At 61.7% G+C, this 20,383-nt stretch carries 15 protein-coding genes and 2 tRNA genes; 10 read left to right on the plus strand and 7 right to left on the minus strand.

Annotation, left to right across the window (positions count from 1 at the left end):
- Window positions 1-151: 151 nt before the first annotated feature.
- From ACFFP0_RS15545 to ACFFP0_RS15555, 3 genes are all read left to right on the plus strand, one after another.
- Window positions 152-1,018, plus strand: coding sequence for a hypothetical protein (locus ACFFP0_RS15545; RefSeq protein WP_377262381.1), 867 nt, complete (start codon window positions 152-154; stop codon window positions 1,016-1,018).
- Window positions 1,019-1,392: 374 nt separating this feature from the next.
- On the plus strand, window positions 1,393-1,959 hold the full coding sequence (locus ACFFP0_RS15550; protein ID WP_377262383.1) for an LbetaH domain-containing protein: 567 nt from the start codon (window positions 1,393-1,395) through the stop codon (window positions 1,957-1,959).
- Between the two features lie 5 nt (window positions 1,960-1,964).
- The gene (locus ACFFP0_RS15555; protein WP_377262414.1) at window positions 1,965-2,879 is read left to right on the plus strand and encodes a glycosyltransferase family 2 protein; all 915 of its coding nucleotides are present in this window, start codon (window positions 1,965-1,967) and stop codon (window positions 2,877-2,879) included.
- Between the two features lie 22 nt (window positions 2,880-2,901).
- Here ACFFP0_RS15555 and ACFFP0_RS15560 read toward each other — a convergent pair whose 3' ends face one another.
- Window positions 2,902-4,905 carry a right-handed parallel beta-helix repeat-containing protein gene (locus ACFFP0_RS15560; RefSeq protein ID WP_377262385.1) on the minus strand — a complete coding sequence of 668 codons (2,004 nt, stop codon included), beginning with the start codon at window positions 4,903-4,905 and terminating at the stop codon, window positions 2,902-2,904.
- A 307-nt stretch (window positions 4,906-5,212) separates the two neighbouring features.
- Between ACFFP0_RS15560 and ACFFP0_RS15565 the strand changes: the two genes are divergently transcribed.
- A complete protein-coding gene (locus ACFFP0_RS15565) occupies window positions 5,213-5,812 on the plus strand; it encodes a transglutaminase-like cysteine peptidase (RefSeq protein ID WP_377262387.1) in 600 nt (199 codons plus the stop codon).
- 170 nt (window positions 5,813-5,982) lie between these two features.
- Here the strand turns inward: ACFFP0_RS15565 and ACFFP0_RS15570 are convergent, their stop codons facing one another.
- Together ACFFP0_RS15570 and ACFFP0_RS15575 are read right to left on the minus strand one after the other, a co-directional pair.
- The gene (locus ACFFP0_RS15570; protein ID WP_377262416.1) at window positions 5,983-8,277 is read right to left on the minus strand and encodes a polysaccharide biosynthesis tyrosine autokinase; all 2,295 of its coding nucleotides are present in this window, start codon (window positions 8,275-8,277) and stop codon (window positions 5,983-5,985) included.
- Window positions 8,278-9,071: 794 nt separating this feature from the next.
- A complete protein-coding gene (locus ACFFP0_RS15575) occupies window positions 9,072-10,019 on the minus strand; it encodes a hypothetical protein (protein ID WP_377262389.1) in 948 nt (315 codons plus the stop codon).
- A gap of 319 nt (window positions 10,020-10,338) precedes the next feature.
- Between ACFFP0_RS15575 and ACFFP0_RS15580 the strand changes: the two genes are divergently transcribed.
- The 5 genes from ACFFP0_RS15580 to ACFFP0_RS15600 all read left to right on the plus strand — a co-directional run bounded on the left by ACFFP0_RS15580 (window position 10,339) and on the right by ACFFP0_RS15600 (window position 17,447).
- The gene (locus ACFFP0_RS15580) at window positions 10,339-11,346 is read left to right on the plus strand and encodes a glycosyltransferase family protein (protein WP_377262391.1); all 1,008 of its coding nucleotides are present in this window, start codon (window positions 10,339-10,341) and stop codon (window positions 11,344-11,346) included.
- Entirely contained in the window at window positions 11,327-12,628 is a 1,302-nt protein-coding gene (locus tag ACFFP0_RS15585; protein WP_377262393.1) for a lipopolysaccharide biosynthesis protein, read from the plus strand. The genes ACFFP0_RS15580 and ACFFP0_RS15585 overlap by 20 nt, the downstream gene beginning before the upstream one ends.
- Before the next feature lie 92 nt (window positions 12,629-12,720).
- Window positions 12,721-13,986: a hypothetical protein gene (locus tag ACFFP0_RS15590; protein WP_377262395.1), complete on the plus strand. Its 1,266-nt coding sequence runs from the start codon at window positions 12,721-12,723 to the stop codon at window positions 13,984-13,986.
- A 10-nt stretch (window positions 13,987-13,996) separates the two neighbouring features.
- Window positions 13,997-16,189, plus strand: a complete 2,193-nt coding sequence (locus ACFFP0_RS15595; protein ID WP_377262397.1) for a GNVR domain-containing protein — start codon at window positions 13,997-13,999, stop codon at window positions 16,187-16,189.
- A gap of 166 nt (window positions 16,190-16,355) precedes the next feature.
- Window positions 16,356-17,447, plus strand: coding sequence for an acyltransferase family protein (locus ACFFP0_RS15600; RefSeq protein ID WP_377262399.1), 1,092 nt, complete (start codon window positions 16,356-16,358; stop codon window positions 17,445-17,447).
- A 120-nt stretch (window positions 17,448-17,567) separates the two neighbouring features.
- On the opposite strand, the gene ACFFP0_RS15605 is transcribed toward ACFFP0_RS15600, so the two are convergent.
- From ACFFP0_RS15605 to ACFFP0_RS15620, 4 genes are all read right to left on the minus strand, one after another.
- A complete protein-coding gene (locus tag ACFFP0_RS15605) occupies window positions 17,568-18,806 on the minus strand; it encodes an SGNH/GDSL hydrolase family protein (protein WP_377262401.1) in 1,239 nt (412 codons plus the stop codon).
- The gene (locus ACFFP0_RS15610) at window positions 18,807-18,962 is read right to left on the minus strand and encodes a hypothetical protein (RefSeq protein WP_377262403.1); all 156 of its coding nucleotides are present in this window, start codon (window positions 18,960-18,962) and stop codon (window positions 18,807-18,809) included.
- Window positions 18,963-19,430: 468 nt separating this feature from the next.
- Window positions 19,431-19,709 carry a hypothetical protein gene (locus ACFFP0_RS15615; RefSeq protein ID WP_377262405.1) on the minus strand — a complete coding sequence of 93 codons (279 nt, stop codon included), beginning with the start codon at window positions 19,707-19,709 and terminating at the stop codon, window positions 19,431-19,433.
- A gap of 180 nt (window positions 19,710-19,889) precedes the next feature.
- A tRNA-Val gene (locus ACFFP0_RS15620) sits at window positions 19,890-19,965 on the minus strand.
- A 260-nt stretch (window positions 19,966-20,225) separates the two neighbouring features.
- Here ACFFP0_RS15620 and ACFFP0_RS15625 point away from each other — a divergent pair.
- A tRNA-Asp gene (locus ACFFP0_RS15625) sits at window positions 20,226-20,302 on the plus strand.
- Window positions 20,303-20,383 lie beyond the last annotated feature (81 nt).

The following is a 20,383-nucleotide window of genomic DNA, read 5'->3' on the forward strand; positions in this document are numbered from 1 at the left end:
TGCATCTCCTTGTCATATAGATGGAATTCTATGGGGCGTTCCGTCAGTTCCAAAGGCATAACCGGATAAAGGGCATATTCGCGTCATGACAGCCACGCCGAGACCTCCCATCGCCATCTTTGCCTATCGTCGCGCAGATTTGCTGAAAGCCATGTTTTCTTCCCTGGTGAAGTGCAATGGCTTCTCCGAATCCGAGATCTTTGTGTTCGTCGACGGTCCGAAGACGGAGATCGACGCCCCGCATGTCAAGGCGGTCCGGGATTTCGTGGACGGTCTGCCTTTCCCCAATATCCGCAAGGTCTTTCGGGAAAAGAACATGGGCCTTCGCCACTCGATCGCCGCAGGTGTGACAAGCCTGTGCAACGAATACGGCCGTGTCATCGTCTTCGAGGACGATTTCGAGCTTTCGCCGGTGACGCTCGACTATTTTCGTCAGGCGCTCGACAAATACGCTGACAACGACCGGGTCTGGAACATCGTCGCCTACATGTATCGCGTTCCCGGAATGCGCGCCCGCAAGGAGGCTCTCGTCCTGCCTTTTACCCACCCTTGGGGCTGGGCGACATGGGACAGGGCATGGCGGCATTTCGAACTCGACAAACCGGTGCCCGCGCCGGTGCTGAAATCGCACTCCTTCAAGACGTTCTTCAGTCTCGCGGGCCTGCGCGACTACCCCAAGATGCTTGAAATGGCGATGAACGGCCGGGTCAATTCCTGGTTCATCCAGTGGTACTACTGCATGTTCCGCTCCGGCGGGGTTTCCGTATTTCCGTCCCAGACCCTCATTCGCAATACGGGCATCCAGGACGGCACCCATGGAAGCAGCCTCAACCCTTACCACAGGATGGTGCCGCGGGATGAGCTTGCCCTTGAAATGCCGCGCCTGCCCGATGTCGTGGCCGTGGACTATGTCGCCTTGGATACGCTGATCGCGTCTCGCGATGCATGGAGCCAGAGGATCATCGACATTCTCGGCCGGTACAAACGCACTCTGAAACGCATGCTGAACATGAAATAGCGCGATAGTCCGGTATGCATGCAGGCGTTGCGGAGGAAGGTCCGGACTCTGTTCAGGTCTCTCGGGCCCTCAGAATAGGGCGAGTATTATCTTGTCCAGTAGAGACAGGATTAAGCTGTGCGGAGGCGGATGGCGCTTGTGGGGTCAATTGCCTCTATAGAATTAAGCTTAATGACGAAACTCTACCTTGTGTGCCTTCGCAATCATGTCATTTGACTGAATTGTGATGTAATAATAGCGATGTTCATCGTCGGCTGCTGCCTGCAAATGCATGTCATCAACGCTTGAGGGACGTAACGTCATCGAATCGCCGGCTCCTCAAGGTCGGTTTCATTCGCGAAGAAAATCATTCGTGCAGGAAGCAGGAATAAACGGTGTATAGAGACTTGACCGGGGGAAACAGAACGCATCCAAAGGAGGGAGGGCCGAGTTTCGCGCTTGGACATCGCCTCTTCCGTGCGGCCTGGAACGTGACCTGGGCTGTTTTCGGCAGATGGACTCCGGCGCCGCTGCATGGATGGCGTCGTACCCTGCTGAAGCTCTTCGGCGCCAGCCTCGAAAAGACATCGCGTGTCTATCCGGGCGTTCGTGTCTGGTTCCCGCCAAATCTGTCGATGGGCCACCATGCCACGCTTGGTCCGGATGTCATCTGCTACTGCATGGACCGTGTCCTGATCGGCGATCACGCCGTCGTCTCGCAGCGCGCCCATTTGTGCGGCGGCACGCATGATCCGGATCATCCGGATTTCCCGCTGATCGCCAAGCCGATCGTGATCGGGTCCCATGCCTGGATCGCTGCGGAAGCATTCGTCGGTCCGGGCGTGGCCGTGGGGGAGGGAGCCGTTCTCGGCGCACGCGCCGTGGCAGTCCGGAATCTGGAAAGCAACGTCATCTACGCCGGAAATCCAGCTCGACCGATCAGAGAAAGAAAGCGGGTTTGATCGCCATGCCAACGGTCGCGGTTGTCATCCTCACATATAACGAGGAAATTCACATCGCTCGCGCAATCGAGTCCGTAGCCAGTTTTGCGTCGGAGATATTCGTCATCGACAGCTTCTCGACCGACCGGACCACCGAGATCGCGGCAGCGGCGGGCGCCGTCGTGCTCAAGAACCCGTTCATCAACTACGCCAAGCAGTTCTCCTGGGCGCTTGAAAACGCACCCATCGCAAGCGACTGGGTCATGCGGCTGGATGCCGACGAACTGATTTCGCCGGAACTGTCGGAGGAAATCCGGACGCGGCTTCCCCAGATGGAAAACGACGTCGTCGGCATCATCATGCCGCGGAAAGTGGTTTTCCTCGATCGCTGGGTGAGGTTCGGAGGGCGGTATCCGCTCATGCTCCTGCGCATATGGCGGCGCGGTCACGGACGCATCGAGGACCGCTGGATGGATGAGCACATGATCGTCTGGGGAGGCCGGACGGTGACGTTCGAAGGCAGCTTCACCGACCACAATCTCAACAACCTGACCTTTTTCATCGACAAGCACAACCGGTACGCCACGCGGGAGGCGATCGATGTGCTCAACAAGGAATACAGGTTCGTCAAGCGCGATATCGACCTGTCGGCCAAGGATACGTCCTTCCAGGCGGCGATGCGGCGTTTCCTGAAGGAGCACTTCTATAACCGCATTCCGTTTCAGGTCAGCGCGCTTTCCTTCTTCCTCTACCGCTATTTCATTCAGCTCGGGTTTCTCGACCGCACCGAGGGCCTGATCTACCACTTTTTGCAGGGCTTCTGGTATCGTTTCCTCGTGGGCGCCAAGGTTCTCGAATTGCGCCGCGCGATCGCCCATCTGCAGGACCCCGAGGACATCAAGGCGGAATTGCGCCGCATCACCGGTCTGAAGATCGAATAACCCCGTATCACTTGACCCTGGATCACTGGCCGCCGGCGCGTTCTTCCAGCTTTTGGCGGAAACGGAGGGCCTTCATGAGGTCCCGCGTCTTCTGCTCTTCCGCCGCCGTTTGCCGCAGGGCGGGCAGGGCAGGGAGCGCCGGGTCGAGACGGTCGAGGATGGCCGGGAAGTCGCCGGTAGCGTCGATCCGCCTTGTCCCCGTTTCGGTACCCAGGCTCCGGTTGGCCTCGGGCTCATAGACCACGAGCGGGTCGCCATGTCCGAGATTGTCGATGATCCGGTTGTTCGCCGGCTGCCCCGGCCTGTCCGTCAGGACGGTCGCGAGACCCGGATAGCGGCTCATGAAGAGAGGGCCCGTGGACGGAACGTCCTGGAGGCTTTTCCGCAGGGCACCGCCCGGCGCCACCATGTCCGCCTGCCACTCGGTTCCGCGCGAATCCATGCGGATGCCATGTGCCGGGTCGAGGAACAGGTTGTCCTCTACAAGATTGTCCCGCCCGCCGCCGATGAGAACGGGTTCGTCGACCCTTTGAAAGACGTTTCCGAGGATGTTTATTCCGGAAAGCTGGTCGTCGAGATAGACGCCACGAACCTGAGAGCTTCCAATCCGGTTTCTGACGTCCACGAGGACATTGTTCCGGATGGTCGTTCCGCGGCTTGTCCAGTTCCGGCCGGAATAGATCGCGCCGGCATCGTCGGTATCGAGCACCAGGTCGTGCAGTATATTTCCTTCGATCGTATGGTCGTTGCCGAAATAGTGGATGCCGGAATGGGGGCCGTCGAAGATCTCGTTGTTCCTGACCGTCTGGGCGACTCCGAAAACGCGCACGCCGGGCCGGTAGCTCGGCATTTCGCGACCGAACCGTGAAATGGACGAACCGACAACCGCATGGTTGGAGGCGGCAAGCGTCTGCCTGTTGCCGCCGAGCAGCGTGATGCCCGAATAGCCGGTGTCGTCGACGACGCAGCCACTGATCGTCACCCGCTGGCCTTCGATGACCTCGATCCCGTCTCCGCCGGTCTGGCCCGCATAACATTCGGAAACCGTGATGTTCCGGGAGTTCTTGATGGAAAGCGCGCTGCCGATCGAGCGCTGGAAACCGATGCCTTCGAGACTGATATGGGACGCACCGTCGATGACGAGTGTGGAATCGGTGATGGCGAGCGCCGGAGGCGCATCATCCCGGCCGCCTTCGCCCGCGATGTAGAAAAGCCGCCGGCGGGTGCGGTCGACGTAATAGCTGTCGGGTTCGGAAAGGGTCTGGGCGACGTTTGCCAGAAAATACCTGACATCCGTGCCGATCCGGTTTTCGGGCGCGGCGAAGGTGAGCTTGCGGGCGCCATCCGCCTGCGCCTGGCCGAACTCATACCACCAGTTCCAGCTCCAGAAGCCGCCTATCCAGAGGTCCGGTTCCGCCGCCGCATTGGGTGCGCCATCGGGAAGGTAGAGCGTCGTCCGCGCGGCGCCGTCGACGCTGGTGATATCCGGATTCCGGGCGTAATCCGCCTCCGGCCACCGGGAAGGATGCATCCGCGCCGGCCCCCTGAACAGGAAGAGGCGCGAGCGCTTCAGTTCTTTCAGCGAATTCCGCTCGGTCAGGGCCGGCGATATCTGCGGCCAGTAGGGGCTGAGGTCGGCGACACGCAGGCGTTCCGCGAGACTGGCCGGAAAGGGCAGGCCTGCGATATCCTCCGCGCCGCGAACGGCGCGCCCGGCCAGAGGCACGCTGCCATCGATCGACGTGCCGGATGGCAAGGCACCCCGCAGGACAAGCGGCGCTTCCGCCCGGCCGGAATCCTGCCCGGTCAGTCTTATCGGCGAACGGACCGGGAGATGCGGGGGCAGATTGATGACGATCCGGTCATAAGGCTTCGCGGAACGGTGCTTGCGTGCTTCGCGCAGCGCCGCCTGGATGTCGCGCGCCGGGTCGCCGGCCACGACCTGGATCTCGAAATCCACCGCCCGCGCCGAGGCGGCGGCACAGAGGGAAAGAAGCAGGGAAAGAAGGAGGCAAAGGCCCGACAAGGCTGGATATCGCACGGCAAACCTGCGGAGGTTCGAGAGACGTTTGCGGGACCAGTTCACGGTACCTTTGCGATTGATCTTAAGGCCATTCGGAAGGGCCTGACAAGCACGTTGCGGTGCACAAATACGTATTCACATGTCTCGCGCCCGGCGGACCGCGGGAGGGATTTCCGGGCAGCTCGACGTAAAAGAGCGCGTTTGTTAAAATGCAATCGATCCGCTTAATCGGGGGGCAAAACGCGGTGTGCTAGATCGGGACAGCAGCAGGACAGAGAGCTGATCTTGCAGGGTTTGATTGGAGGCATCCATGGTCTACCGCAACTTGGTGAAGGCATTGCTTGTCGCGTCAACGGTCTATGCTTCGATGTCCTATCAGGCATCGGCAGGCCCGGCCGCAGGACTGGCCAGGCCGCTGCGGACTGCGCCTCCGGCGGCTTTCATCACGGCATCCCGTTTTACGCTGGCGCCGTTTGCCTTCGTGCGCTTCTGCCGTGACAACCTTCAGGATTGCGCGGCGACGAAAGGGGAAACCCTCGTGGAGCTCGACGCATCGCGGCGGGCGGAACTTGCGCGCATCAATGCGTCCGTCAACCGTGCCATCCGCCCGGTCAACGACAAGGGCGATGCCGATGTCTGGCGTGTCGATGTGAGCGCCGGAGATTGCGAGGACTACGCCCTGACGAAGCGCCGGCACCTGATTGCGGCCGGCTGGCCGGCTGGCAGCCTGCGCATCGCGGTCGCCAAAACGTCTGCGGGCGAGGGGCACGCCGTTCTGGTCGTCAAAACCTCGCAGGGCGATCTCGTGCTGGACAATCGCTCGAATTCGATCCGCACATGGAACCGTACCGATCTGATCTGGCTGAAGATCCAGTCGCCGGACAATCCGCGGATCTGGCTCGATATCTGATCCCCGAAAGTCGGTTCCCGAACCTTCCGGAACGCGCCTCGAAGCCCGTCCGGCTCTGGATTAAACCTCTGCTCTTGTGCGGTCGCGCGGGCTTTCGTTCGCCCTTGTCGCGCGACCTGCTTCCCGGCCATTCCCGGACAGGGTGCTGCCGGACGCGCCCGGGAGCCCGGTCACTCCTTGTCGACGTAATACTGCGAATAGCTCGAGTAGTAATATTCCGACGAACCGTAGGCATGGTAGAGCTTGAGCTTCTGCTGGTCGACCTTGTTGAGGATCGCGCCGACGCATTTCGCCTTGATCTGGCCTTCCGATCCGAGCGTCTGGCGAACAGCGCGCCGCGACGTCTTCCCCCATTCCACGACCATGAGGAAACCGTGCACGCTGCTGGCGATGGCGCGCGCATCGATCACCGGACCGAGCGGGGGGAGGTCGAGAATGATGTAGTCCGCCGTGCCGGAGAGCGTCGAAAGCAGGTTCTGCATCTTGGCGGATGTCAGCAGTTCCGAAGAATGCGAGACACGATGCCTGATCACTGCGGGCAGGAAGGCGAGATGCGTCTTTTCGTTATAGAGAAGTGCGTCCCTGATGGGCAGTTCGTCGACCAGGACCTGCAAGATCCCCTTGTCGGCATGTTGCGCGATGGCGCGCGTCGCGCCGGGATTTCTGAGGTCGGCATCGATCAGCACGGTGCGCGCGCCCTGGCTGGCGAGAAGCTCGGCGAAGTTGACCGCGATCGTCGACTTGCCTTCGCCGGGCAGGGTGGAAACGATGCCGATGATCCGGCAGTTTTTCGACGGCGCCGAAAGATCGGTGGCGATCTTGGCGCTTCGCAGGGTTTCGGCGAAGCCGGAAAGCGGGTGATCCACCGCATAGTTGTAGATCGCGTCGTTCTTGGAGAGCGACCGCGCGGTCAGGGCTGCGGCCTTGGAGGTCTCGGCCTGCCGTTCCCGCTTGGCGAGCGGCACGATGCCGAGGAACTCGACGTTGAGCTCGTCGCGAATCTGGTCGCCGGTCCGGAAGAAGCGATCCCTGAATTCACGCAGGCCGCCGAAACCTGCGCCGGCGATGGCCCCGATGAAGGAGAAAAGCAGCACCACCAGCGGCTTGTTCGGGGCGCTCGGGGAGGTTGGAGCCGTCGCGCGGGATATGACGCGGGCGTCGGTGATCGGAAACGACTGCTGCTGCGTCGCCTCCTGGTAACGCTGGAGAAACGCCTCGTAGAGGCTTCTGTAGGTCTGGGCCTGACGTTCCAGCTCGCGCAGCTGGACCTGGGTCTCGTTGGCGGTGGCGCTCACGTTGGCGGCGCGGTCGACATTGTCGGAAATGCTCTTTTCGCGCGCTTCCGCGACATCCAGCTCGCTTTTGTAGCCTTCGGCGACGCGCTGCAGTTCCGCGAACATCAGCCTGCGGTATTCGCTCATTTCGTTGCGAAGCCTGATCGCCTGCACATGGCCTTCGCCGAAGCGGCGGGAAATGTCGGTCTCCCGTTTCCAGGCGTCCAGGTATTTCTGCCGCAGGTCGCTGTAGACCGTGTTGCTCATCAGGTCGGTCACGGTTCCGACATCGCTGTCGTTGTCCGTGTTGCTGCTGATGATCTGCTGGATGCGCTCGTATTTTGCGCGGGCCTGCGCGGTTTCCGACTGGGCCGTGATGAGGGCGGTATTCAGCTCGGAAAGCTGCTGGTCCATGACGAGCGTGGAACCCGCCGAGACCAGGCCCTTGTCCGCGCGGAAGCGCTGCACCGCCAGGTCCGATTCCAGCGCCTGCTTCCGCAACTCGCCGATCCTGTCCTCCAGCCAGGCGCTCGCCCGGCGGGTCGCGTCATATTTCGAATCGAGCTTGTCCCGCAGATAGGCCTGCCCGACGGCATTGGCGATACTCGCCGCCAGTCCCGGCGATGGCGAACTGTAGCTGACTTCGAGGACATAGGTGCGGCCGACACGGCTGACGCCGAGATTGTCGAGGAGGGCGTCGATGGCGTCCTGCCGGATCTCGTCGGCGTTTTCCACCGGTTCTTCCGGGGAGAACCAGCGTCTCGGGTCTATCACCGAGACGATCGCCCTTTTCACCATCGCGAGCGTGGATACCTGCTCGGCCATGAACTCGGGATTGTCCACGAGCTTGAGATCGTCCACCACCTTGGCGCCGATGGCCTGCGAACGAAGCAGTTCGACCTGGCTCAGGATGGAGGCTTCGTCATCGGCCATGCCGACGAAAGAGGAGAATTGCTCGGCGACCTTCGTATTGGCGGTGTCGATCAGCACGCTCGCCCTGGCCGTGTAGACGGGAACGGCCGTCAGCGCGTAGACGATCCCCAGGCACGCGGCGGCCAGGGTGCACAGGGCCGCGACGAGCCACTGGCGGCGCGCCACCCCGAGCCAGCGATCGAAGTCGATGATGCCTGCGGGCTCTTTCTCGGATATCAGCGGGGTGTTCAACAAAAAGGCTTTGTTGTCGTTGCGCATTTGCACGGGAATATCCATCGGCTTCACTTAGGTCCGTTCAGTAGACGCACGAGCACCGCCTTGATCGTTGCAAAGGGTGGATGCTCGGTTTGTTGATCCATCGGCGGCGTGACTCAGGTTTTCGACTGCTGAAACGACCCCGCTTGATCTCGTATCGGGGACGTCGATGAAAGCTCGTTACCCGCTCTTCCTCCTCACACCGGTTCCGTTTGCGCAATGCCGCATTGCGGCGGGCGCTGAACCCGTGACCGTTCTCGCAGGCCTGTTCTATCTTCCGTTTCCCTCCGAAGACGGAAAGACCGATATCGGGGATTCCATGTCTGAAGCTTTTGCCCCTTCTTCACCCGAAGCCCTTTAGTGTATTCGCATATCACTATAACAGGATTTTGCATAACGGGATTTTGCAGTGCAAAACAACGATCCCCAATTCGGCACAAGCAAAATCATCTTGGGATATACCGTTGCGGAATGTGGTTGAATTTTTGCGTCAGGATGCTGAAGTAAATCTCACGAAAGATTGCTCAATTTCTACATTCTTCGCCCTTGTTGAAGGGAAATGGACATGAGGGCAGACGCATTGAATTGCCCTGTCCACGCTTTCTCCGTCATAGTGCTGGAAGAATTCAAGCAATCCTTGTGCCAGATGCCGCTTATATATCTCACACGCGCTTTTATGCTGCAAGGCAAAATAGCAGGACCATGAGGAATGGACGGCGGGAACGCCGGCTGGGGCGACGCTCAGGCCGGGTCTTCGCCTCGGGAGGCGGGTTCCGGCCGGGATGGATTTGCGGCGATCACCAGTATGCGCCGTTTTCGACGATCTTGGCCGCCTTGGGAACCTCTTCCGCGTTCGGTCGCACCCAGCTCTCGTTGAAGAGGCGCGAGATGACGGGATGATTGTCCCAGCGCGCGCCTTTTATTCCGAACAGGATCTGCACCGCTCCGCCGAGATGGACGCCGATTTTCCCCTGGCTGCGGGCATGGGCGCCAAGCGGCAATGCCAGCGCTCCGGCTCCGATCAGCGCGACGTCGTAGTCGACGGCCGTCATCTGTTCCTTCAGGTCGTCCAGGGCCGCCTGCCAGCTCGCGTGGGCGGGCGGCGCGAGCGCCGGGCTGCTGGGAGCCTGGATGATGTCGAGATCGAAATCGGGCAGGACCTGCGGGCTTGCCTTCCAGACATCGCGCCTGCGCTCGTATTGGGAAGCCGCCGTTTTGGGGAAGGAGGTGATCAGCAGGACTTTCTTGCCGTGCAGGGTCCGCGACCAGGGGCTCGGCGAATAATAGGGCTCAATGGCGTTGAGTTCGACCAGCTTCGCATCGGAGGCGAACTTCCGGATGAAGTTGATCTCCCCCGGATTGTACCAGGGCGCCAGAATGTCGAGTTGCGATATCGCATCGAGGTAAGTCCGGCAGAATGCATCGATTGCCTCGTCGGTCGTCGGGAAGACGCCGGGTCCCACCAGCACCTGTTCGCGGATCGATTCCGGATAGGGTTTGCCGGGACGCATCGCGATGTAGAAATTGAGCACCTTCAGCTCGGACGCGCCGATCTTGCCGATGGAGGCCGGGGTGCCGGAGGCGATCGTTTGCGCGATCAGCTCATTGCCCCGCTGCACCGGGAGTATGTCGAGGTTCCTGTAGGCCCAGGTGGTGGAGAGGCGGCGGATCGATTTCCGGAGCTTGCGTTGCGGATCGATGAATTGCGCTACTTTTCTCAGTTTGTTGAGGGTGGAAATGTCCATCATGAATTCCTTCGGTAGAGAAACGAGCCGATCAAGCAATTCACAAGATTATGTGAAGTCCGAAGCGCGGGCGCAATTGAGTGTCTTCCTGCATTTCCATCAATCTGCCTCCGGTGTTTGCCCGGAAATCCAACTAGCCGAGTGCACTGCAATATGCTAGCGATCCGTGAAGTAATTGATACGGTGCGATTGGCTCTCATCCGGCGATCTTTGGTGTTGATGTTCATGGCGGCAAGACGCTTTCAATGCGGAATGTGTATTCCTGGCTTCCAGGGCGCGGTCTTCTGAAATGTCCTTTGTGCAAAATAAAGGAATAATATTGCTGTTCAGCAGCACCGAAGACGGGCATCGGGGCGCTTATCTGAGCTTTGTCGCAAGTGTCCTGCCTTCGCGGCGTGCTTCCCTGCGGGAGGTTTTCCTTTCCGCCTCTCCGGTATTTTTCCTCATGATCGAGGATTCCTTCTTCATTTTCGTCCTGGCCGCTTTTTTCAGGGCGCTTCTGGGACGCAGGACGGCGGGAATCCTGATGCGCCCGAAACCGGCGCTCGAAGGGGGCGGGCTGAGGCTGCGCGTCAAGCGGCTTCTCCTGCGGACGATGCGCCCGATCGGCAGCATCAGGGTGCTGACGATCCTGCCGTTTTCCATCCATCCCGAATTCGGCAGGATAGCCGACGACTGGATATATGATTTTCAGCTTTGGGACCTGACCGACGAGGAACGGGAGCGTACGCTGCGCCGAGGCGGCGAGGGGCTCGGCAAATCGATACGGGACGCGGCATCCGGCCGCCGCGTCATCTCGGCGGTCGGGCGGCAGGACAAGCGCAAGGGCTTCGATGTGCTGGCCAGGGCCGCAGCGGAGCTGACGGCGCTGGCCGGCCAGCTCCATTTCGTTTCCGTGGGCTCGGTCCATGGCGAGGTGAAACTGGCCGCGGCCGAGCTTTCATCGGCTGGGGGGATGGTCGTCGATCGCTATATCAGCGATCAGGAACTCTGCGAGTGTTATGGCGCAAGCGACGTGATCTGGGCGCTCTATGCGCCTTATGACGACCAGGCATCCGGCATTGCGGGCCGCGCGGCGCAGCTCGGCATTCCCTGCATCGTGCGCACCGGCTCCCTTTCGCATCGCCTGTGCCTGAGCGAAGGGGTGCCGCATATCGACGCGACGGAGGATACGCTCGATCGTCTGGCGAGGCCCGTCCCGCCGCGCGACGATGCCGCCGGCCGTGCGATGGCGGCGCGGTTCCGCGAGGTCAGCGTGGCGCGTCTTGAAAGGATCTTCGACCTCAAGCGGCCTGAAGGGCGGTCCGATGATCCCCCGTCACCTTAATCTCAAGAAGAACGTCATATTCGCGCTCGTCGCCTTCGGCGTGAACATCGGGCTCGTGTTCATAAGCTACCGGCTGCTGATCCTGCAGGGCGGCATCCAGGCGGTCGGCCTGTGGTCGACGCTCTTTGCGTGGACATCGCTGATCCGCATCGGCGATGTCGGCATGGCCAACGCTACCATCCGTTTCGCCGCCATGCACGACATGGAGAGCGAGTCGGAGAAGATCCGCGAATACGTGGAGACCGGCATCATCTCCAATGGCGCCCTGTTCTGTTTCCTGGCGGTTCTGGGCTACATCGTTTTCAGCAATTTCGTCGGCGGCCTGGTGGAGCAGACGCATGTGGCGGAGGCGGAGCAGGTGCTGCCCGTGATGTTCGGCGGCTTTTTCCTGATGAACTTCGCGAATGTGATTCTGGGGTCGATCCAGGGACTCCATCTCGGGTTCGTGAATTCCCAGCTGACGGTGCTGGGGAACCTGGTGCAGATCGGAGCGGCCGTCTTCCTGGTTCCGCGCTATGGCGTGCTCGGCATGGCCTGGGCCCAGGTCATACAATATTCCAGCATGAGCGTCGTGGGCTGGTATGTGGCCCGCCGGGCCGTCTCGTCCAGGAACATCGTTCCGGCGCGGTTCAGCATCCCGGCGTTCCGCGAGATGCTGGGTTTCAGCCTCAGGTCCCAGGTGGCGAATGTCTCGAACGGGCTTTTCGAGCCCCTGTCGAAGATCCTCGTGAGCCATTTCGGCGGGCTGCAGGTCCAGGGCCTCTACGAACTTGCCTACAAGACCCTCTGGCTGCCGCGGACCGCCGTCATTTCCGGCGTTTCGGCGATGATCCCGTCGCTGACGCACCTGTTCCGGACCGACCGCGAGAAGCTCTGGCCCATCTATTCCAAATCCGTCACCTATTCCACGCTGGCGGTCTTGGCGCTGAGCATCGGCGCCGTTGTCGCCTCGCCGGTGATCTCCTGGCTGTGGATCGGGCGGGTCGAGATCAACTACACCTATTTCGTCGCCATCTTCGCCGTGGGTATCGTGCTGAACGCCTTTGGAGCGGCGGCATACAACCTCGCGATCGTGACGGGCGAACTGCGCTACAACATCGTCATCAATGTGCTGGTGCTGGCGACCCTCGCCGTGCTGGGGGGGATCTGCGGTTATTTCCTGCCCATCCATGCGGTCGTCGCCGCAACGGCTTTCAGCATGGGCGCCGGCGGACTGGCCATCAAGTTCCACAATGAGCGCCTGTTGCAGCCGGGCCGGGCAAGTGGAGGGCTCAATGCCTGACCGGTGTTTTACATTTTCGTTCTCTTCCTTCGGTATTGTCGGCGGGGCCGCAGTCGGAGCATCCGGCGCAGGCCTCGGGAGCATCGCTTGAAATGGGCATAAGCGCCGTTGAGAAATTTCTGCTGAGCGTGATGGCACTGGCGGTTCTCTGCCTGCGCCCTTCGGTCATCGGCGAGGTCTATTCGATCTTCAGCCTTGCGCTCCTGCTCGGCGCGGCCACGGCGTTGTTCGGCGTTTCGCTGTCGACGGGCAGGGTGCTGGTGCCGGAGAGGTTCGCCGTCATCAACATCACGCTGATCTACCTGATATCGCTTTATGTGCTGACCAGAACCATTCTTTTCATGCCGGCCATCGACGCGACCGATGAGACGAAGGCCTTCATGATCATCTCGGGCTTTCTGCTGGCCGTCCTTCTCGTCATTTCGAACCGGGCTTATGCGACCACGTTTTTCGACGCGCTGGCCATTCTGGTGATCGCCAGCTCGATCAGCCTGACGATCACCATGGTCCTGCTTCTGGCCGGCATCCCGGCCTATCAACTGACGATCGGCAAGATAGCCTATACCTATGCGAACCGCGGCGATTTCGCGTTTCCGTTCACGTTTCTTTATAACGAGGTCTCGACGCCCTTCGGGGTGATACCGCGCCTCAGCGGCGTCTTCCGCGAGCCGGGCATCTTTCCGCTCTACGGTTGCTGGGCCGCCGCCTACGCCTATCGCCGCGGCTGGCCGACCCCGATCTGGCTCGTTTGCCTGTTCGCCACCGCCGCCTGCCTCTCGTCCATCGGCGCGCCGCTCGCCTTGTACACCGGCGCGATGATCGTGATGATCCGGGCGGGGATAAAGCCTCTGCCTGCGCTCCTGCTCCTGCTGGTCGTCGGCCTGCTGACATGGCAGATCCTCTATACGTCGGAATATCTCGACCTGCAGAGCAAGGTGAATTCCGGCAGCGGCTCCTTCGAGGAGCGAATGTACCTTGCGGAGGCCGCCTTCGATGCGAGCAACGTGATCTTCGGTGACGGCTACGGCTTCAGCATCTTCACCACCGGCCCGATATCCCTTGTCGCGGCGATCCGCGTTTTCGGCCTCGTCTTCTTCGTGGGCTTCCTGATCTGTTATGCGCTTGCCGCCGTGGATCTCAAGCTGTGGATGACCGGGCTGGTTCCGCCGATACTGGGGGTCGTCTTCACGCAGCCGGTCTTCCGCGAGCCGGGATTTATGATCATGCTGTTTTCAGGCATCGTGTTCATCGCGTCGAAACCCTCGTTTTCGGCTCTGCCGTCGCGTCGGGACCCGGTGGCGAGAACCGGGGCGTTCCGCCTGAAAAACCCCCTGTTGGAAAACCCTCTTGGCAGATGAGTGGACGAGAATGGCGATCGGAAACGAAAGTTCCTTCATTTTGCCCGGTCGCGGCGCCGCAGCCGCGCCGATGACGCAGGAGCATTCCCGCGAGGAGAGGAGCTTCAAGGGGGTCGATGTCGATCAGGTGATCGCGCTCGGGCGGCGGCACCTGATGCTGTTCGTCAAGTTCGTGGCCGCCGCCATTGTTCTGGCGGTGATCTATAGCCGCGTGGCTGTGCCGCTCTATACGGCCCAGGCTTCCCTGTTTCTGGATGTCAGTAAGAATCCGATCATCCTGGCCTATTCGGATAGCCAGCAGACGGAGGAGGAGGCGCAGACCGACGGAAACATGCTGAGCCAGATCGAGCTCATGCGGTCGCGTTCGGTCGCCATCGCCGTCGTCGAGAAGCTCCGCCTCGATTCCGACAGCGATTTCCTGTTCGCGCCGCTCTCGCTTTCCGAAGCCGTCGCCGACCAGTTCACCTCGCTTTTCTCGGCGGCTTCCATCGACACGATGGAACCGGCGGCACGGCGTGAACTGGCGATAACGCGCCTTCAGGACAATGCGACGGTCAAGCGCATCGCCCAGTCCTATATTTTCGACGTCCGCTTCACGTCGCCTTCTCCCGAGCTGGCCGCGAAGATCACCAACGCGGTCGCGGAGGCTTACATTCAGGACCGGATCGATTCGATCGCCGAAGCCCATCGCAATGCCAATGTATGGCTGAGCGACCGCATCAAGGAATTGGGGCGTGAGACACGGGATCGCGATGCGGAGGTGGAGAAGTTCCGCAGGGACAACAACCTCTTTCAGGTTGGCGACAGGCTCGTTTCCGACACCCGGCTCGAGGAGGTGACGACGCTGCTCGGCAAGGCGCATAGCGATACCGTGGAAGCCGAGGCGCGCTACGAGCATGCCCGGAAGACGCTGGCCGGCGACGACGCCGAACTGGTTGTTTCCGACGTTTTCTCCAATCGCATCTCGACGCGGCTGCGATTTCAGTATGTCGATCTTTCCAAGCGGATCTCCGAGCTGGAACGGAGCGCCAGTCCCGCACGCGATCTCGTCGCCCGCCTGCGGCTGGAGCTGCAGGATATCGAAACCCAGATCCGCGAGGAATCCGCCCGTATCCTCAAGAACTACGAGTATGAATGGAATGTCGCGCGCTCGCGGGAGGATGTGCTGAAGGCATCCCTGCTGGAGGCCAGCAACGCCAGTTCCGGCGACCGGGAGGCGCTCGTGAAGCTGCACGAGCTGGAGCGCATCGCGGCAAGTGCGCGCAAGCTCTACGAATCCTACCTCGAACGGTTCCAGCAGACGGCGCAGCAGAAGACGTTCGACATCACGAACGCCCGGGTCATCACCGAGGCGCTGGCCCCCGAGAGGCCGAGCTTCCCGCGTCTTCAGCTCGTCGCCTTTCTCGCGGCGATATTCGGCGCCACCGCAGCCGGCATCATGGCGGTCTACAGGGAGACGCGGGACGTATCCTTCAGGGATGGCGCGCAGGTCACCGAATATACCGGCCTTGACATACTGGGAGAAATTCCGCCGCTCGAAATCCCGGCGGGCGATTCCGGAGAGGCGCTGGACACCCCGGCGCTGGCGTTTGCCCAGCGCGATCCCCTGTCGCCTGTGGCGGAAGCCCTGCGCGCCGTGAAACTGGCGGTCGACTTGCGCCGCAAGCCGGGCAGGGCGCCCGTGGTGGCCTTCGTATCGACGTCCCCGAACGAGGGCACGTCCCTGGTCGCCGCGAACTTTTCGACGTTGCTGGTCGATCAGGGATATGGATGCACCCTGATCGATGCCGACCTGCGCGGCCGCGGCCTCACCAGGACGATCGGTTATCATGCCAATGAAGGGCTGTCGGAGGTTCTTTTCGGCGGGGCCGAATATGAAAGGACGGTGCTTTCCCACCGTCCGCCGTCGCCTTCCTTCCTTCCCGCCGGCGTCCGCTCCGTCGATGGTCTCTGGTCCCATCTTCTCGCGTCTCCGGCCATGGCGCGACTGGCGTCGCGGGCGTCGGATGAAAACGACTATGTCGTTCTCGATCTTCCCTCGCTCGTATCCGGTGTGGATGCCCGGTCGGTTGCTCCCGCCGTCGACTTCTTCGTCCTGGTGATTGCAAAGCAGACCGCCGCACGCGACGTCGTTGCCGACGCGCTCGTCCGGGCGCCCGAGATTCGCGACCGCTGCCTCGGCGTGCTCCTGAACTTCGCGTGAGGGGGCACGGTTCCGTTCCCCCGCAGCCGGGCTCCCGGCAGGCCGGCAAGGGGCGTTCCCCGGCGACCGCCCCGAATATCTGTGGCCGCATTAACTCTTTATTATAAATAAGCTTTGGCGTCTTCCCATTCGATGTTAGCTAGCCCCGATACGTCGGGAGAAGCGCATGCGTCAGGATATTCCGGAGTTAACGTCCCTGCGCTTCTTTGCGGCGCTGGCGGTCGTTATTTCCCATATGCATGGGCTCGGTTTCATCGACGCCCCCGAATTGCATCGCTTTCTTGATGGCGGGCGCCCGGCGGTGGCATTTTTCTTCATGCTCTCCGGCTTTGTACTTTGCCTGCGATATGCGCCGGCCGATCTCGGCGGCCGGTATTTCACCGCGCGCTTCGCCCGCATCTATCCCGTGCACATTTTCGGGCTCGCCCTGTCCGTTCCCGCGGTTCTTTTCGTGGCGATGACCGATGCCGCTCTTGCCGACCGGATGTTTGCGCTGAAGGGCAACATATCGGCTCTCCTGATCGTCAGCTTCCTCGCGCAGGTCCTCCTGCTCACCGCCTGGATTCCCGTCGCGGGCATCAACCAGCCCTGGAGCTTCGCGACCTGGAGCCTGTCCTGCGAGGTCTTCTTCTACTGCGTGTTTCCGGCGCTCCGGAAGCGTCTTTCCAACTGGAGCGCCCGGGCGCTCGTGGCGCTGGCGGCATCGGCATGGCTTGCCCAGGCGGCCTGGTGTTTCGCCGTTCCCCTCGTGTTTCCGGAGAACCGCGCCGGCTTTCTTATCTATCAGTTTCCGCTTCCGCATCTCTTCGAATTCATCACCGGCATGATGTGCGGCATTCTCTACAGGCGGGGGGCGCTCGAACGTCTTGCCGGATATGGGCGGGCGGGCGTCGCCATCGCACTGGCCGGCCTCGTCCTCCTCAGCGTATTCCAGCCGCTTCACCCGGCCTATCTCCTGCAGGGGCCGCTGTTTGCGGTGCTGATACTGGCGGTCGCCGTCAGCGGTGGAACAGGGCCGCTGCTGAACGGGAAGCTCGTCCTGCTGGGGGCCGCCAGCTATTCCCTTTACATCGTCCATGTCCCCGTTCTGACCGCATTGAAGCTGTGCGGCATGCAGGATTATCCTCTTCCGGTTCTCCTGGGCCTGGTCGGTTTGAGCGTCCTGGCGTTCAAATATGTCGAGGAGCCCTGCCGGCGCGTGATCCTCGGATGGCGCGGGCCCGCAGCGGTCCGTGACGGCGAAAGAACCGCGCATTGACAGGGCCGGAAAACCTGCCGTGCCGGCAGGTTTTCCGGTGCCCGTCCTTCATGACAGGCAGATCGCCCGGTGCGATCCGGCCGATATGCCCTTCCTTTCAATGAGCCGCGATCCTTCGCCTCAGCCGGCGATCACGCCGTCCAGTCCCATTGCCGTCAGGTTATAGACCTGCACTTCGCCGATCCTCGCCTTGATGTTCTGGCCCGCCACGACGGCGAGCTTCCACCAGAGCGCCAGACCGGACGAGGCGTTCGCAGTGACGACGTACATCGAGGGGGGAACCGCCAGGCCGCCGGTCTCGCGCCAGGTGTTGTTGAGGTTGGCGCCGCCATTGTTGACATTGAGGCTGAGGCTTCCCTGCTGCGCCCCGCCCCGCGTTGCGCGCCAGTTGCCCGCGGTATCCTCGATTTCCATTCGGCAGGTCACGCCGAGCTTGTCGCCGCCGGCATAGGTGCCGCCGAGAGAAAGGCCGTAGATCACCGAGGCGGCCACGGACGTCCCGTCCAATGCCGCTTCGAACCATTGGCCCTTCTGCAGTGTGCCCGACCTGGCGCGGACGCCTCGCGTGACCGAGCCCGTCGCCGCCTGTTGCGTGAACCAGCCGGTGGGGGAGTTGCCTGTGCCGACGGTGCCGTTCATGAGCGGGTTGGCGACGAGCGCACAGGTTCCGCCGGCGACCGGCGGCGCGTCGACGCCGAGGGTCGCCGCCATGTTCATCGCCTGCATGATCGGGGCGACGACTTCCGCGATCGCGAGATGTCCGAGCGCGGTGAAGTGGATGCCGTCCGCATTGTAGGCGGCAAGCGTCTGGCCTGTGGCGGGGTCGACGAGCGCCGAATGGATGTCCGCGAGCCGCGCCCCTTCGTTGTGGACGGCAAGCTTGAGCCAGAGATTGTAGGCCTCGATGAGTTTCGACCGTATGGCGAGATCGCCGGCGCCGGCGCCGGTCGGCGGCACGGTGCAGACGATGGCCCGGATGCCGTAGGCCCTCGCCAACTGTAGCATGGCGACGATATTGCCGATGAAGGTGGCAACCGGAACCCCGACGCCGTTGAACGCCGAATCGTTGGTTCCGCCGAGGATGACGACGCCGTCACAGCCGGCGTCGATGATGTCCGTCTTGAAGCGGGCCAGCATCTGGTCGGTGGTCTGGCCGCCGATGCCGGCCAGCGCATGGTCGACATTCTGCAGCCGGCCCGCCAGGATGCAGGATTGCGCGGCAAACCCGTAGATGGAATTGGGAGCGCCCGAGCCCACGGTATGGCTGTCGCCCATGAAACCCCATTTGCGGCCGACGCCCTGGATGATCGGCATGGAGGCAAGCACCGCGCTGTCGCGGAAGGAACGGGTGGTGACCATTTATTCGAACTCCATGAGAAATGCGTGGTCGTCGTCGGTGAGATAGGCGCCGTCGTCATCGGTCAGGAAGACGTAGCCGGCGGGCGGTGCCGGTGGCAAGTCGCCATCCGCAGGCATGATGCTGACACCCGTGAGGAAAACGCCGAAATCAAGCATCGGACCGGTTCCTCGCCCGTCGTGGATGGGCCGCGCCGCCTGTCGCCGAAAAGCGATGTCCGGCGGCCGTTCCATCGGCCCGCGCGTGTCGCCGGGCCGGGCATGCCGGCAGCCCGGGCATCCCGAAAATGCGCCTTGCTGACAATCGGATACGGTGTTCTGCGGGAATTGTGCTGGGATCGTCCATTTCCGTTTCCTCTGTTATCTCCGGCGCGTCACCCGGCTTTCCGGGATCTTACGCCTGCGTTCCGATACTAGAGGCCTGCCACGGGGCGGGGATGATATCGGGCGGATCGGTGCCGGCCGCGCCGGCACATGACATTCGGTATCGCTGCCAACCGATTGGCATGGTTGAAGAATCGCTTTTCGCGAAAATTCGACGATGCGAGAATCTTGCTTCGAGGGGCATTCGTTTCATCCCCGCGGTTTCGGGAAACGGGCATGCCTGCGGGTCGTCAGGCCCGCCGGTCACCGGCAGATGGCCGTGCCGTTCCCGCCGACATGGCAGCGCCTCTGGGTGGCTCCGACATTTCCGGGCGTGCGGGCCGGCCGTTCCCGGATGACGCCGGGTCGTCTGCCGCCGGTCTGCCCCGACCCGCCGTTTCGAGGATCGATTTCAAAATTCCGGTTGCCGTAGGTGCCGTAATATCCACGAGTGCCGTTCGGCTGAACTTCGTAGTTGCGATATTGCTGGGCATCCGCCTCCGATGCGGCCAGAAACGCCAGGGCAAGAAGAATCGGCTTCATGGGGGAAACCTCCTTTTCCACAAATCGGCGCCATCTTGCCGCACAGGCAGCCGCCGTCCGCAAGGCGGCATCCGCATCCACCCCGGCTTCGACCGTAAAATCCGCGTAAGACGGGAGAAAGGGTAGCGAAAACCCGTCCCGTTCGGGACACATCCAGATCTATTGCTTTATTCAGGAGAATGGTGGGCGATGAGAGACTCGAACTCCCGACATCCTCGGTGTAAACGAGGCGCTCTACCAACTGAGCTAATCGCCCGTCGCGGCCGGGGAGCCGTGGCTCCGTCGCGTCGGTGGCCGTGATCTATGCGGATCGCGAAAAAACCGCAAGGGCTTTCATGATGTTTTTTTGAAAATTTTGAACAGGCCGCCGCTATCAACAGGCAGGGGAGGGGAAAGCGACGGGACGTCATCCTTTTGTCTTGAAACCTGCTTGACACCCGCACACGAACCTCTTAGTTAGCCGCTCAACCGAGCGGTCGAGGCCGCGAGGCAGGGCCTTGTGCCCTTGAGAAATGCGCGGGTGTAGCTCAGTCGGTTAGAGTGCCGGCCTGTCACGCCGGAGGTCGCGGGTTCGAGCCCCGTCACTCGCGCCATCTCTTCCTCGAATTGACGTTGCCCGGTTATGGGCTGGTCAGCGCCGAAAGGCATCATGCGCGGGTGTAGCTCAGTCGGTT

The organism is Neorhizobium puerariae (assembly GCF_042429745.1).
Classification (GTDB): Bacteria; Pseudomonadota; Alphaproteobacteria; order Rhizobiales; family Rhizobiaceae; genus Neorhizobium; species Neorhizobium puerariae.